The sequence below is a fragment of the Saccharomonospora saliphila YIM 90502 genome (genome assembly GCF_000383795.1).
GTDB lineage: Bacteria > Actinomycetota > Actinomycetes > Mycobacteriales > Pseudonocardiaceae > Saccharomonospora > Saccharomonospora saliphila.
Map to the genome: position 1 here is coordinate 118,504 of NZ_KB912678.1, position 14,171 is coordinate 132,674.

The following is a 14,171-nucleotide window of genomic DNA, read 5'->3' on the forward strand; positions in this document are numbered from 1 at the left end:
CTGCTGGTTGGTGTCGTCCTGGTGCGTGCCGTGGTGGTGCNCGGCCAGGGGGCCGTAGCGGCGTGCGGTGACCAGCGACCGCAATCCCTCGTCGATCCGGGGAAACGGTGCCAGCCCGGCGCGGCGGAGCACGTCGAGTCCGCGCGCGGTGTCGAGCACACGGCGCGCGAGCCCGGCCACGGTGGTCGGCGTCCTCATCGAGCACCTCCTCGCAGGTATCGAACTAAACCTACCCGCAAGTAGGTTCCGCCGTCGACCCACACCCACCCCGCGAGTCGCCCCTTCCCGACCGGCGAGTTGCCCCTTCCAGCTCGCGAGTTGCCCCTTCCTGACCGGCGAGTTGCCCCTTCCCACCGGCGAGTCACCTCGTGCCGACCGGCCGCGAGCGAACGAGAGGACTCACGAAGACGGCGAGTTGGTGCCCTACGAAAGGGGAACTCGCGCACGCAGAGGGGCAACTCGCGCCCCACCAAGGGGCAACTCGCGCGCGCCTAGGGGCAACTCGCGGGGTGGGTCAGGGGGTGGCCTTGTCGAGGGTTTTGAGGATGCGTTTGGTCGAGACCGGGTAGGCGGTGCCGAGGGTCTGGGCGAAGAAGCTGATCCGCAGTTCCTCGATCATCCACGGGATCTCGGCCAGGTCGGGGCCAGGGTCCGTGCGCGGCGGAAGCGTGTCCAGCGCGGCGCGGTACTCGTCGCGCAGCCACTCCACCTCCCGCAGCCGCTCGACGTCACGCGCCGGGTCGGTGGGTAGCTTCTCCAGCCTGCGCCCGATCCCCCGCACATACCGCGCTACGTCCGGCAGCCGGTCGTAGCCCGCTCCGGCCACGAACCCCGCGTAGACCAACCCGTCGAGCTGCGCGCGGATGTCGGCCAGCGACTCCCCCAGCGCCGCGCCGCGCGTGTCCGTCAGGCGCGTCTCGACTTCGTGCGCGGCCGCCAGGACCGGCTCCACCTCCCGCAGCACGGCCAGGCTCATCCCGTTGAGCCCCGCCCGCACCTTCTCCAACAGCGCGCCGAACCCCGCCTCGTCCCAGGCCGGACCGCCCGCGTCGGCCATGAGCCGGTCGACCGCGGCGTTGACGCAGTCGTCCACCAGCGCGGCCACACCGCCGTGCGGATTGCGGGTCAGCACGAGCTTGGACTGGTTCGACAGGTGCCGGTTGACGTACTTGGCGGGCGAGGGCGCGTTCAGCCGCAACAGCCGGCGCGTGCCCCGCCACATCGCCGCGCGTTGTTGCCCCGGGCTGTCCAGCATGCGCACGGCCACGCTGTCCCCCTCGTCGACCAGCGCAGGGAAGGCCCGCACCTCGTGCCCACGCCGCCGGGCACGGAACTGCCGTGGCAGCGTCCCGAAGTCCGGGGTGGTCAATCCGGAGCGCTCGACGTCGTCGGCCGCCGCCGAAATCGTCTCGCGCAGCCGGTCGCCCAGCCGGTCCCGCAGCGCCTCCAGGTCCTTGCCCTCGGCCAGCGCACGACCCTTTTCGTCCACCACCCGGAAGGTCATCCTCAGGTGGCCGGGCACCGACTCCCACCGCCACGCCTCGGGCGGCACGGCGACACCGCGCAGCTCCTCGAGCGCCCTGCCCAGCACCTCCGGCAGAGGCCCATCCTCCGGACCGATCCGCTCCAGCACCTGCCGCGCCGTGTCGGGCGCGGGCACGAAGTTGCGCCGCAGGGTCTTCGGCAGCGACTTCAGCAGCGCGGTCACCAGTTCTTCGCGGAGTCCGGGGACCTGCCAGTCGAACCCGGCGCCGCTGACCTGATTGAGCACGGGAAGCGGCACGTGCACCGTCACCCCGTCGGCGTCGGTGCCCGGCTCGAACTGGTAGGTCAGCGCGAACGACAGTTCGCCCTGCGTCCACGTGTCCGGGTAGTCGGCCTCGGTGACCTCGTCGGCCGAGGCGTTGACGAGCATGGCCTTCTCGAAGTTGAGCAGGTCGGGATCGTGCCGCCGGGCCTTCTTCCACCACGTGTCGAAGTGCCGGGAGGAGACGACCTCCGAGCCCACGCGCTCGTCGTAGAACGCGAACAGGGTCTCGTCGTCAACCAGCAGGTCCCGCCTGCGCGCCCGGTTCTCCAGGTCCTCCACCTCGGCCAACAGCGCGCGGTTGTCGTGGAAGAACCGGTGGTTGGTGTCCCAGTCGCCTTCCACGAGCGCGTGCCGGATGAACAGCTCGCGCGCGGTCTCCGGGTCGATCCGCCCGTAGTTGACCTTGCGGTCGGTCACGAGCGGGACGCCGTAGAGGGTGACCCGCTCGGTGGCCATCACCGCTCCGCGCTTGCGTTCCCAGCGCGGCTCCGAGTAGTTGCGCTTGACCAGATGTGCGGCCAGCGGCTCGATCCATTCCGGCTCGACGCGCGCGTTGACCCGCGCCCACAGGCGGGAGGTCTCGACCAGCTCGGCCGAGGCGATCCACCGGGGCTGTTTCTTGAACAACGACGAGCCGGGGAAGACGGAGAAGCGCGTGCCCCGGGCACCGAGGTAATCCCCGCGCTCGGGGTCCTTGAGCCCGATGTGCGAGAGCAGCCCCGCCAGCAGGGCGGTGTGCACGTGCTTGGGGTCGGCGGGGACGTCGTTCGGCGTGATGCCCAGCGGCTTCGCGAGGCCGCGCAACTGGCCGTAGATGTCCTGCCACTCGCGCACGCGGAGGTAGTTGAGGAACTCGGCACGGCACAACTTGCGGAACTGGTTGTTGGACAGTTCCCTCTGCCGGTCGGTGAGGTGGTTCCACAGGTTGAGGTAGGCCAAGAAGTCCGACCCCGGCTCGGTGAACCGCGCGTGCTGCTGCTGCGCCTGTTGCCGGGCCTCGTCGGGACGCTCCCGCGGGTCCTGGATGGACAGTGCCGCGGCGATCACCATGACCTCGTGCACACAGCCGTTCGACTCCGCCTCGACGATCATGCGGCCGAGTCGCGGATCGACCGGCAACTGCGCGAGCTGCCTGCCGACCGGGGACAGCTCCCGCGCGGACTCCGTCAGCGCGCCGAGTTCGGTCAGCAGTTGCACACCGGCGGTCACCTGGCGGCGGTCGGGCGGCTCCACGAACGGGAACGCACCGATGTCGCCAAGCCCGAGCGAGATCATCTGGAGGATGACCGAGGCGAGGTTGGTGCGCAGAATCTCGGGATCGGTGAACTCGGGACGGGCGTCGAAGTCGTCCTCGGAGTAGAGCCGGACGCAGATCCCGTCGGAGGTGCGCCCGCACCGGCCCTTGCGCTGATCGGCCGACGCTCGCGAGATCGGCTCGATCGGCAGCCGTTGCACCTTGGTCCGCGAGCTGTACCGGGAGATCCGGGCGGTGCCCGGGTCGATGACGTACTTGATCCCCGGCACGGTCAGCGACGTCTCGGCGACGTTGGTGGCCAGCACGATCCGCCTGCCCCGGTGCGGCTTGAACACCTTCTGCTGTTCACTCGCCGACAACCGGGCATAGAGCGGGAGGATTTCGGTGTTCGGCAGCGCCATCGCGGTCAGCGCCTCGTCGGTGTCGCGGATCTCGCGTTCGCCGGAGAGAAACACCAGGATGTCCCCGGGCCCCTCGGCGCTCAGCTCGCGCACCGCGTCGCCGATGGCCTGCACCTGGTCGCGGTCGGGATCGGCATCCGGGTCGTCCGGGTCCACCACGGGGCGGTAGCGCACCTCGACCGGGTAGGTGCGGCCGGAGACCTCGACGATCGGGGCGTCGTCGAAGTGCCGCGAGAAGCGCTCCGGATCGATGGTGGCCGAGGTGATGACGACCTTCAGGTCCGGTCGGCGGGGCAGCAGCCGTTTGAGGTAACCGAGCAGGAAGTCGATGTTGAGGCTGCGCTCGTGGGCCTCGTCGATGATGATCGTGTCGTACTGCCGCAGCATCCGGTCGTGCTGGATCTCGGCGAGCAGGATGCCGTCGGTCATCAGCTTCACGAGCGTGTCGTCGCCCGAATGATCGGTGAAGCGCACCTTGTGGCCGACGGTGGTGCCCGGTTCCGTGCCGAGCTCTGCGGCGATGCGCTCGGCGACCGTGCGCGCCGCGATCCGGCGCGGCTGGGTGTGCCCGATCTGGCCGCGCACCCCGAGTCCGGCGTCGAGACAGATCTTGGGAAGCTGTGTGGTCTTGCCCGACCCGGTCTCGCCGGCCACGATCACGACCTGGTTGTCGCGGATGACCTCCGCGAGGTCCTCCCTGCGTGCGCTCACCGGCAGTTCGTCCGGATACGTCACGGCGGGCACGGACTCCCGGCGACGCCGGACGCGCTCCTCCGCCTTGGCCACGTCGGCGGCGATGCGCGCGACGATGTCGTCGCCTGCCTTCTTCCCGGACCCGCGCGCTTTGCGCAGGCCGTCGATGCGCCTGCGCAGCCGGTGCGCGTCGCGCAGCGTCAGCCCGGACAGCCGGGAACGCAGCTCGGTGAGGGGGGATGCCGTGGACATACGGACTCAAGGGTAGCGGGGTCCGCCTCCGGAACGCCCCCGCATTTTCCGTCGCGGCCTCCGGCCGGGGGCCGTCGACGGTATCCTCCGCGCCATGAGCCAACCGTGGCACCCGGGCGCGCCCGGCACACCGCAGGCGCGCTCGGGGGACGAGCAGTCGTGGGGGCAGGCACAGGGGCAATCGCCGCAGCAGGCGCCGGCGCCTCAGCCATCACCGCCGCAGGCACAGCCGCCGCAGCAGGCGCCGACGCCGCACCAGGTTCAGCGTCAGCAGGCCCCCTCGTGGCCGCACCCGCAGGCCCCGTCCCCGCAGCCGTATCCGCAGGCCCAGCAGGCATCACCGTGGGACGGCACGCCCCAGTACCCACAGGCCACGCACCAGCACGGTCCCCAGCAGTACGCACAGCAGCCCCCAGCCCAGCACCCGTACGGCCAATACCCCCACGCCCAGCACCCCCCGTATCCGGCCGCGCCGGGCACGGCGGGATTCGGTCAGGGGCCCGCACCGTCCGGCCCCCTGACGCTGCCCGGATGGGGCGCGGTACCCACCGCGCTCGGAGTGGGGGCGACCCTGGTCGGGATGCTCGCGCTGCCCTGGTACTCCGCGGCGGGCCAGGAGGCGAGCTTCCTCGACATCCGGGCGGCCACCAGCGACGAGGGTTTCGTCATGCCCCAGCTCTACGTCGTGTGGCTGGCGCTTCCCATGCTCGCGCTGCTGCCGCTGAGCCTGTTGCCCTGGACCTTGGGCGCGCTGCGCACGCAGACCTCGGCGAAGTGGCTCAGCGGCATCCTGCGGCACCGCCTCAGCCACGCCACGTTCACCAGGTACCGCGTGATGTACGGCGCCCGGGGTTTGGCCGGGCTGATGGTCCACCTCATGGGGGTCCTCACGATCTACGAGGGTCATCTCGACATCGCGGGTGCGGGGCCGTTCGTGGTCCTCGGCGGATGCGTGCTGGCGAGCGTCGGTGGGCTCCTCGGCCCCCGCAAGGGCCCCGGGCTGCCCCTCCACGCGTACTGGCCGGGGCGTCCGCCCGAGTGATCCGGGCGGGCCCGGGCCGTACTAGCGCGGTGCCCGCGTCAGCGTGGCGCCGCTCACCTCGCCGGGTGAGCGGTGACCCGACAGGCCCAATGTGAGATCCAGGTCGGCGAGCAGCCCTCGGACGACGTGCCGCACGCCGTCCTCGCCCCCGTGGGCGAGTCCGTACACCCACGGCCTTCCGAGCAGGACCGCGCGGGCGCCCAGTGCCAGGGCCTTGACCACGTCGGCACCGGTGCGCACGCCGGAGTCGAACAGCACCTCGATGCGCTCGCCCACGGCGGTGGCGATCTCGGGCAGCGCGTCGAGGGCGGCGACGGCGCCGTCGACCTGCCTGCCGCCGTGGTTGGACACGACGATGCCGTCCATTCCGGCGGCGACCGCGCTCCGGGCGTCGTCGACGTGGGTGATGCCCTTGAGCACGATGGGCCCGTCCCAGTGCTCCCGCAGCCACGCCAGCGCGTCCCAGTTCCGGTCGGTTCCCGTGATCATCGAGATCCACCGGAGGACCGCGCTCGGCAGGTCCTGCTCAGGGGGCTGGTCCAGCTTCGACCGGAACACCGGATCGGACAGCGGCACGGCCGTGCCCTCCCCGCGCAGGAACGGCAGGTAGCCGTGGTCGAGGTCGCACGGCCGCCAGCCCAGCGACCAGGTGTCGAGCGTGACGACCAGCGCCGTGAACCCGGCCGCGCGGGCGCGCGTGAGAATGCTGCGGCACACGTCCGGATCGCTCGGCCAGTACAGCTGGAACCAGCGCGGTCCGTCGCCGGAGGCGGCGGCGACGTCCTCGATGCTCGTGGAGGAGGCGGTGGACAGCACCATGGGTACGCCGAGCCCGGAGGCGGCCCGGGCGGTGGCGCGTTCGGCGTCCGGGTGGACGATGGACTGGACCCCGACGGGCGCGAGCAGCACCGGAGCGGGCATCGTCGTGCCGAGCACCGTGGTCGACAGGTCGCGGTCGGTGGCCTCGCGGAGCATCCGGGGCGCGATCCGCCACCGGTCGAACGCCTCCCGGTTCGCCCGGACGGTCGTGCCCGCCCCCGCTCCCCCGGCCACGTAGTGGAACGGACCTGGTTCCATCAGATCCGCGGCCGAGTCTTCCAGCCGTGTCGGGTCGGTCGTGAACGGCGGCGTGTTCCCGCCGTAACCCTGTAGGTAGAGCTCGCTCTGGTAGTGGGCGAACCGCTCGCTCATCCGTACCTCCTTCACGACGCCGCCCGCATCCTACGGCTCGCGAGTTGCCCCTCACGGCTCGCGAGTTGACTGTCGAATCGCGGGGAACCCGGCCCCGCGGACCGGCCCCGGACCGTGCGCTCGACCACGCCCCCAGCACCCCGGCACGCCCTGGCCCGCGACCGGCCGACCCGACGTAGATCACAACCCGCGCCCGAAATATTTAGTAGCACTAACAAGTTGTCCGGGGCAGGTTCCGGTACTCGATCCAGTAAGGAGGCAGTGTGAGCGTGAGTACGGCCGTGGCCGACACCGACGTGGAGACACCGAGGAGGAGCCGCACCGCACGCTTCGCGCTCATCCTGGGGGGCCTGACCGCGTTCGGCCCGCTGTCGATCGACATGTACCTGCCCGCCCTCCCGGTCATGGGCGGGGACCTGCACACCACCGATGCCCTGTTGCAGCTCACGCTGGCCGTGTTCCTCGTCGGACTCGGCGTCGGACAGCTGATCGCGGGACCACTGTCGGACTCCTGGGGACGGCGCAGGCCGCTGCTGGTGGGCATCGGCATCTTCACCGTGGCCTCGGTGGTGGCCGCACTGAGCCCGTCGGTGGAGGCCCTGATCGCCGCGCGCGCGGTCCAGGCCTTCGGGGCCGCGGCGGGCATGGTCGTCGCGCGGGCGTCCGTGCGGGACCTCTTCGCCGGACCGGCGATGGCGCGGTTCTTCTCGATGCTGATGCTGGTGGTCGGGCTGGCTCCGATCCTGGCGCCGGTGATCGGGGGTCAACTGCTGGAGTGGACCTCCTGGCGCGGGATCTTCGTGGTGCTCAGCGCCTTCGGTGGGCTGATCCTGGTGATCGCGGCGGCGGCACTGCCCGAGACGCTGCCCACCGACCACCGCCGTCCCGCCGGGGTCGGCCGCATCGTGCGCACCTACCGCGACCTGCTGCGCGACCGGGTGTTCCTCGGCTACACGCTCACGGTGGGGCTCGCCTTCGCCGCGATGTTCACCTACATCTCCGGCTCGTCGTTCGTGCTCCAGGACCTTTACGGGCTCTCGCCCAGCGAGTACAGCCTCGCCTTCGGCCTCAACGGGGTCGGACTGGTGGCGACCACGCAGGTCAACGGCAGGCTGGTTGGCCGGTTCGCCCCACGTTCGCTCCTGCGCACGGGCGTGCTCGGCATCACCGGGGGCGCGGCGGCCATGGCCGCAGGCGTCGCACTCGGCTTCGGTCTCGCGGGTGTGCTCGTGCCCCTGTTCGTCGTGGTCTCCAGCGTGGGCCTCGTGATGCCGAACGCCACCTCGCTGGCGCTGTCCGACCACCCGCACACGGCCGGGTCGGCCTCGGCGCTGCTCGGCGTGGTGCAGTTCCTCGTGGGCGGGTCGGCCTCGCCGCTGGTGGGCCTCGTGGGCGGGGACTCGGCCCTGCCGATGGCCGTGATCATGGTGGCGGCCGGGATCGCGTCGATCACCGCGTTCACCGTGCTCACCCGGCCGCGCACCCCCGCCGCGGGGTGAACGGGCGCCGCCCGGCTGCCCTCACCCTTGTTGTCTTGTCGTCAAGGCCTCCTTCACTGCACTGAACGCAGGCAAGGAGGCCTTGACGGCACCCCCTCCGCGGCGCTGCGACACCGCGACGGGGGTGGCACGGTGAGGTGATGACCGAGCACTCCGCCGACGGCTCCGACGCGGTCACCCTCCGGTTCGGGCACGAGGAACTCGTCGTACGGCGCCGCTACGAGATCGCCAGCATCGTGAACGACCTGATGATCGCTTTGTGGTTCACCGTGGGCAGCGTGCTCTTCTTCTGGGAGAGCACCGCCACGCTCGGCACGCTGATGTTCCTGCTCGGCAGCATCCAGCTCGCCGGACGTCCCATGATCCGGCTGCACCGGCGCGTCAACCTGCGCCGTTTCCGCCCCGAAGGCCCCAGCGAGACCGCCCGCGATTTCTGAAACACGGCGTTCATCCTCGCCCGGCAGGACGAATCGGCACGAAAACGCCCAATTCGATCACCAACCGGTGTGAGAAGCGATACAGTTCGTGCGGTACTCACAGCGACGGGCGGACGAGGTGGTTGTGCGAGACGAGTGGGCCGTGTCCTGCCGCGACCTGGCCGGACGGCGTCGGGCTCTTTCGGTGTTCGTCAGCGCGGACCGCGTGGTGCTCATCGCACCACCGGGTGAAGCCGCCGTGCTGAGCACGCTCGACGTGGGCCGTTTGCGCGCGGCCTTACGCGACGCTGTGATTCAGGTGGGCGACGCCCCCGACCTCCCGGACGACCCCGGCGCGCCGGAGGCCGACGACGACCTCACCCCGTAGCCAAGGGGACCCACGGTCACGCGAGTGACCGGCCGGCACCGCCAGGGCACGGGAACGCCGCCGCGTGTGCCGTCCCGCCGTAGGCTTCCCCCATGACGGATGAGCAACGGTGGACGGCGGTCGACGCCTACTTCGACGAGCACCTGACCGGGCACGACGAAGCGCTCGACGCCGCGCTCCGCGCCAGCGAGGAGGCCGGGTTGCCCCCGATCGCGGTGGCACCCAACCAGGGCAAGCTGCTGCACCTGCTCGCCCGCACGACAGGAGCACGACGGGCCCTCGAGGTCGGCACGCTCGGTGGGTACTCGACCATCTGGCTCGCCCGCGCGGTCGCTCCGGACGGTGCGGTGGTCAGCATCGAGGCCGACCCCGCCCACGCCGACGTGGCCCGGGGCAACCTCGCCCGCGCCGGGCTCGCCGACACCGTCGACGTGCGCGTCGGACGGGCACTGGAGGTCCTTCCCACCCTCCAGGGGCCGTTCGACCTGACGTTCATCGACGCGGACAAGGAGAACAACCCCCGCTACTTCCGCGCCGCGGTGGAGCTGAGCAGGCCGGGCAGTGTGATCATCGTCGACAACGTGGTGCGCCGCGGCGCGGTGGCCGATCCGGACTCACACGACCCGTCCGTGCGAGGAACCCGCGAGCTGATCGAGGCGATGGCCGGGGACGCGCGCGTCGACGCCACGGCGGTGCAGACCGTGGGTGGCAAGGGCTACGACGGCTTCGCCCTCGCGCTGGTCACCGGCTGAGCGGCGGCCCCGCCGCGCGGGCGGGAAAGACACGGCCACCGCCGGTCCCCCGCCCGCGCGCGGGGATCAGTTCTTGTCCGGGTAGAGCGGGTGCTTTTCCACCAGGACCGCCACACGGGAGCGCAGCTCCTCGCGAGTGGCGTCGTCGAACTCCGGGCGCAAGGCACGGGCGATGATGTCGGAGACCTCGGTGAAGTCCTCCGCGCCGAACCCACGCGCGGCCAGGGCGGGCGTGCCGATGCGCAGCCCCGAGGTGACCATCGGCGGGCGTGGGTCGAACGGCACGGCGTTACGGTTCACCGTGATGCCGACCTCGTGCAGCCGGTCCTCGGCCTGCTTGCCGTCGAGCTCGGAGTTGACCAGATCGACCAGCACGAGGTGGACGTCGGTGCCACCGGTGAGCACCCGCACACCCGCCTCGGCGCAGTCGGGCCGCGCGAGACGGTCGGCGAGGATGCCGGACCCGTCGAGCACGCGCTGCTGGCGCTCGCGGAACTCGTCGCTCGCGGCGATCTTGAGCGCCACCGCCTTGCCCGCGATGACGTGCTCAAGCGGCCCACCCTGCTGACCGGGGAACACCGACGAGTTGATCTTCTTGGCGTACTCCTGCTTGCTCAGGATGATGCCGCCGCGCGGACCACCGAGCGTCTTGTGCGTGGTCGTGGTCACCACGTCGGCGTGCGGCACCGGGTTGGGATGCAGGCCCGCCGCGACCAGTCCCGCGAAGTGGGCCATGTCCACCATGAGCTTCGCGCCCACCGAGTCGGCGATGCGGCGGAACTCGGTGAAGTCGAGCTGCCGGGGGTAGGCCGACCAGCCCGCGATGATGACCTTCGGCTTGTGCTCCCGAGCCAGCCGCTCCACCTCGGCCATGTCCAGGCGGCCGGTTTCGGCGTCCACGTGGTAAGCCACGACGTTGTAGAGCTTGCCCGAGAAGTTGAGCTTCATCCCGTGCGTGAGGTGGCCACCGTGGGCGAGGTCGAGGCCGAGGATCGTGTCGCCCGGGTCGAGCAGCGAGACCATCGCCGCGGCGTTGGCCTGCGCGCCCGAGTGGGGCTGCACGTTGGCGTGCTCGGCCCCGAACAGCGACTTGGCGCGCTCGATCGCGAGATTCTCGATCACGTCGACGTGCTCGCAGCCACCGTAGTAGCGCTTGCCCGGGTAGCCTTCGGCGTACTTGTTGGTCAGCACCGACCCCTGCGCTTCGAGCACACCGACCGGCGCGAAGTTCTCCGACGCGATCATCTCGAGCGTCGACTGCTGCCGGCGCAGCTCGGCGGTCACCGCGTCGGCGACCTCGGGGTCCACGGTGGAAAGGTCCGCCTCGAACGAGTTCATGTCAGCCCTCCTGAATCAGTGCGGCGTAGGCGTCGGCATCCAGCAGCTCCGGCACGGCCTCGGACCGGACCCGGAACAACCATCCGGCCTCGTACGGGTCGGAATTGACCGTTTCGGGCGCATCAACGACCGACTCGTTGAGTTCGGTGACTTCGCCACTCACCGGGGAGTACAGCTCGCTGACCGACTTGGTCGACTCGATCTCGCCGCACACCTCACCAGCGGTGACCTTACTCCCCACCTCGGGAAGCTCCACGAACACCACGTCACCGAGGGATTCCGCGGCGAACGCGGTGACCCCGACGGTCACCACGTCCGTGTCGGTGCGCACCCACTCGTGCTCGGCGGTGTAGCCCAGGTCCTGGGGAATGTTCGTCGACAACGATCAGCCTTTCGAGGTGGAGGGACGTCGGTAGAAGGGAAGGGACACGACCTCGACCGGTTCGCCGCGGCCACGGATGTCCGCCGACAGGGCGGTCCCGGGCTCGGCGTACTCCGGCGGGACGTAGGCCATCGCGATCGGATGACCCAGTGTGGGCGACAGCGCGCCGCTGGTGATCTCGCCGACCTCGCGGTTGTCGTACAGCAGCCGGTAACCGTGGCGTGGCGCGCGCCGCCCGTGGCCGCGCAGGCCCACCAGCACCCGGTCGGGATCGGCCTTCTCCAGTGCGCCCCGGCCCACGAAGTCGCCCGGCTTGTCGAGCTTGACCAGCCGTCCGAGGTTGGCGTGGAACGGGGTCAGCCCCGTACCCAGCTCGTTGCCGTACAGCGGCATTCCCGCTTCGAGGCGGAGCGTGTCCCGGCACGCCAGCCCGGCGGGCATCAGGCCGTGTGCCGCCCCGGCTTCGGCGAGCCGGCGCCACACGCGCACCGCCGCCCCGGCGGGGAGGAACAGCTCGAAACCGTCCTCGCCGGTGTAGCCGGTACGCGCGAGCAGGACCTCGTCGCCCGCCACGGTCGCGGGCATGCTCGCGTAGTAGCGCAGCCCGGACAGCTCCGCACCGGTGGCCTCGGCGACGATCGCGGCCGAGTTCGGCCCCTGCACCGCGATCAGGGCGACCTCGGCCGAACGGTCGGCGACCTCGACGTCGAAGCCCCGGGCGCGGTCACGCAGCTCACCGGCTACGACTGCGGCGTTGCCCGCGTTGGCCACCACCAGGTAGCGGGCCTCGCCGGTCCGGTACACGACGAGGTCGTCGAGCACGCCACCGTCGGCGTCGCAGAGCATCGTGTAGCGCGCCCGGCCCACGGCGACCTTCGACAGCGCGCCGACCATGGCGTAGTCGAGCGCGTCGGCGGCCTGCGGCCCGGTCAGTTCGATCTCGGCCATGTGGGAGAGGTCGAACTGACCCGCCGTCTCGCGTACCGCGCGGTGCTCGGCCAGTTCGCTGGAGTAGCGCACCGGCATTGACCAGCCCGCGAAGTCGGTGAACGAGGCGCCCAGTTCGCTGTGGATCTCGTGCAGGGGGGTCTGTCGTGCGGTCGTGTTCGTCACGCGCGCGGACCTCAGCTTTCGTACGAGGAGAGAGGCGGGCAGGAGCACACGAGGTTGCGGTCGCCGTAGGCGCCTTCGATCCGGCGCACCGGGGCGAAGTATTTGCCCTTCGCCGCCGTACGGCCCGGGTACACCGCCGTGCGCCGGTCGTAGGGCAGGTCCCACTCCCCGGTGAGCTGCTCGGCGGTGTGCGGGGCTCCGCGCAGCGGGCTCCGTTCCACGTCCCACGTGCCCGCGGCGACCTCGTCGATCTCCCGCCGGATCGCGATCATCGCGTCGCAGAAGCGGTCCAGCTCGGCCTTGTCCTCGCTTTCGGTGGGCTCCACCATCAGCGTGCCCGCCACCGGGAACGACATGGTGGGCGCGTGGAAGCCGTAGTCGATCAGCCGCTTGGCGACGTCGTCCACGGTCACGCCGGTCTGCTTGGTCAGCCCGCGCAGGTCGAGGATGCACTCGTGGGCGACCAGCCCGTCTTGGCCGGTGTAGAGCACCGGGTAGTGCGGTGCGAGCCGGGCCGCGACGTAGTTGGCGGTCAGGACAGCGACCTGGGTCGCGTCGGTCAGCCCGCGCGCGCCCATCATGCGCACGTAGGCCCACGAGATCGGCAGGATCGAGGCCGACCCGAACGGTGCCTCCGAGATCGGCCCGACGCCGGTCTCCGGGCCCGCGCCAGGCTCCATCGGGTGGTTGGGCAGATACGGCGCCAGATGCGCGCGCGCCGCGACCGGCCCCACACCGGGGCCTCCGCCGCCGTGCGGGATGCAAAACGTCTTGTGCAGGTTCAAATGCGAGACGTCGCCACCGAACTGGCCCGGCTTGGCGAGACCGAGCAGCGCGTTCAGGTTCGCGCCGTCGACGTAGACCTGCCCGCCGCCAGCGTGCACGATCTCGGCCAGCTCGGTGATGCCGGTCTCGTACACCCCGTGCGTCGACGGGTAGGTGACCATGATCGCGGAGAGGGTGTCCCGGTGCTGGTCGACCTTGGCGCGCAGGTCCGCCAGGTCGACGTCCCCGTCATCGGTGCAGGCGACCACGACCACGCGCATCCCGGCGAGCACGGCCGACGCGGCGTTGGTGCCGTGCGCCGACGACGGGATCAGGCACACGTCCCGTTCGGGCTGGCCGTTGGCACGGTGGTAGGCGCGGATGGCCAACAGTCCGGCCAGCTCGCCCTGACTGCCCGCGTTCGGCTGGAGGGAGACACTGTCGTAGCCGGTGACCTCGGCCAGCCAGGCGGAGAGCTGGTCGATCAGCGTCCGGTAGCCCTCGGCGTCCTCTGCGGGCGCGAACGGGTGCAGCCCCGCGAACTCGGGCCAGGTCACCGCCTCCATCTCCGTGGTGGCGTTCAGCTTCATCGTGCAGGAACCGAGCGGGATCATGCCCCGGTCGAGCGCGTAGTCGGAGTCGGCGAGGCCGCGCAGGTAGCGCAGCATCGCGGTCTCCGAGTGGTAGGTGTGGAACACCGGGTGGGTCAGGTACTCGCTGGCGCGCGCGAGCCCGGCGGGTAGTGCGGTGGCGCCGGGCGTGCCGTCGTCCGCGGTGGCGGCGTCCACGCCGAACGCGCCCAGCACCGCGGCCAGCGTCTCGGGGGTGGTGACCTCGTCGCAGGCCACGCGCACGTGGTCGGCATCGGCGCGGC

General features: G+C 71.1%; 11 protein-coding genes. 5 read left to right on the forward strand and 6 right to left on the reverse strand.

Features of this window, described 5'->3' with window-relative positions; all coding sequences use genetic code 11:
• Positions 1-514: 514 nt before the first annotated feature.
• Positions 515-4,411 carry an ATP-dependent RNA helicase HrpA gene (hrpA, locus tag SACSA_RS0113075; RefSeq protein WP_019816374.1) on the reverse strand — a complete coding sequence of 1,299 codons (3,897 nt, stop codon included), beginning with the start codon at positions 4,409-4,411 and terminating at the stop codon, positions 515-517.
• 94 nt (positions 4,412-4,505) lie between these two features.
• Here hrpA and SACSA_RS26835 point away from each other — a divergent pair, with 94 nt between their 5' ends.
• Complete coding sequence (locus SACSA_RS26835; protein WP_232212948.1) at positions 4,506-5,453, forward strand: hypothetical protein; 948 nt, start codon at positions 4,506-4,508, stop codon at positions 5,451-5,453.
• A 21-nt stretch (positions 5,454-5,474) separates the two neighbouring features.
• On the opposite strand, the gene SACSA_RS0113085 is transcribed toward SACSA_RS26835, so the two are convergent.
• The gene (locus tag SACSA_RS0113085) at positions 5,475-6,644 is read right to left on the reverse strand and encodes a lactate 2-monooxygenase (RefSeq protein WP_019816376.1); all 1,170 of its coding nucleotides are present in this window, start codon (positions 6,642-6,644) and stop codon (positions 5,475-5,477) included.
• Positions 6,645-6,907: 263 nt separating this feature from the next.
• Between SACSA_RS0113085 and SACSA_RS0113090 the strand changes: the two genes are divergently transcribed.
• The 4 genes from SACSA_RS0113090 (at position 6,908) to SACSA_RS0113105 (ending at position 9,699) form a co-directional block, all read left to right on the forward strand.
• Positions 6,908-8,143 (forward strand): Bcr/CflA family multidrug efflux MFS transporter, encoded by a 1,236-nt coding sequence (locus SACSA_RS0113090; RefSeq protein ID WP_028661838.1) that lies wholly within the window; start codon positions 6,908-6,910, stop codon positions 8,141-8,143.
• A 140-nt stretch (positions 8,144-8,283) separates the two neighbouring features.
• Complete coding sequence (locus tag SACSA_RS0113095; RefSeq protein WP_019816378.1) at positions 8,284-8,580, forward strand: YrhK family protein; 297 nt, start codon at positions 8,284-8,286, stop codon at positions 8,578-8,580.
• 118 nt (positions 8,581-8,698) lie between these two features.
• Positions 8,699-8,947, forward strand: coding sequence for a hypothetical protein (locus SACSA_RS22810; RefSeq protein WP_048876750.1), 249 nt, complete (start codon positions 8,699-8,701; stop codon positions 8,945-8,947).
• A 92-nt stretch (positions 8,948-9,039) separates the two neighbouring features.
• Positions 9,040-9,699 (forward strand): O-methyltransferase, encoded by a 660-nt coding sequence (locus SACSA_RS0113105; protein WP_019816380.1) that lies wholly within the window; start codon positions 9,040-9,042, stop codon positions 9,697-9,699.
• A gap of 66 nt (positions 9,700-9,765) precedes the next feature.
• On the opposite strand, the gene glyA is transcribed toward SACSA_RS0113105, so the two are convergent.
• The 4 genes from glyA to gcvPB form a co-directional block, all read right to left on the reverse strand.
• Entirely contained in the window at positions 9,766-11,037 is a 1,272-nt protein-coding gene (glyA, locus tag SACSA_RS0113110) for a serine hydroxymethyltransferase (protein WP_019816381.1), read from the reverse strand.
• 1 nt (position 11,038) lies between these two features.
• Complete coding sequence (gene gcvH / locus SACSA_RS0113115) at positions 11,039-11,419, reverse strand: glycine cleavage system protein GcvH (RefSeq protein WP_019816382.1); 381 nt, start codon at positions 11,417-11,419, stop codon at positions 11,039-11,041.
• 3 nt (positions 11,420-11,422) lie between these two features.
• Complete coding sequence (gene gcvT, locus SACSA_RS0113120; RefSeq protein ID WP_019816383.1) at positions 11,423-12,532, reverse strand: glycine cleavage system aminomethyltransferase GcvT; 1,110 nt, start codon at positions 12,530-12,532, stop codon at positions 11,423-11,425.
• An 11-nt stretch (positions 12,533-12,543) separates the two neighbouring features.
• The coding region (gene gcvPB, locus SACSA_RS24670; RefSeq protein ID WP_019816384.1) for an aminomethyl-transferring glycine dehydrogenase subunit GcvPB at positions 12,544-14,171 on the reverse strand (1,628 nt) is incomplete at its 5' end.

What these genes read in the sequence shown, in the direction of transcription:
- SACSA_RS0113085 (WP_019816376.1), bottom strand. Translation starts at nt 6,644, where the DNA reads ATGAGCGAGCGGTTCGCCCACTACCAGAGCGAGCTCTACCTACAGGGT.
- SACSA_RS0113095 (WP_019816378.1), top strand. Translation starts at nt 8,284, where the DNA reads ATGACCGAGCACTCCGCCGACGGCTCCGACGCGGTCACCCTCCGGTTC.
- SACSA_RS26835 (WP_232212948.1), top strand. Translation starts at nt 4,506, where the DNA reads ATGAGCCAACCGTGGCACCCGGGCGCGCCCGGCACACCGCAGGCGCGC.
- SACSA_RS0113105 (WP_019816380.1), top strand. Translation starts at nt 9,040, where the DNA reads ATGACGGATGAGCAACGGTGGACGGCGGTCGACGCCTACTTCGACGAG.
- hrpA (WP_019816374.1), bottom strand. Translation starts at nt 4,411, where the DNA reads ATGTCCACGGCATCCCCCCTCACCGAGCTGCGTTCCCGGCTGTCCGGG.
- glyA (WP_019816381.1), bottom strand. Translation starts at nt 11,037, where the DNA reads ATGAACTCGTTCGAGGCGGACCTTTCCACCGTGGACCCCGAGGTCGCC.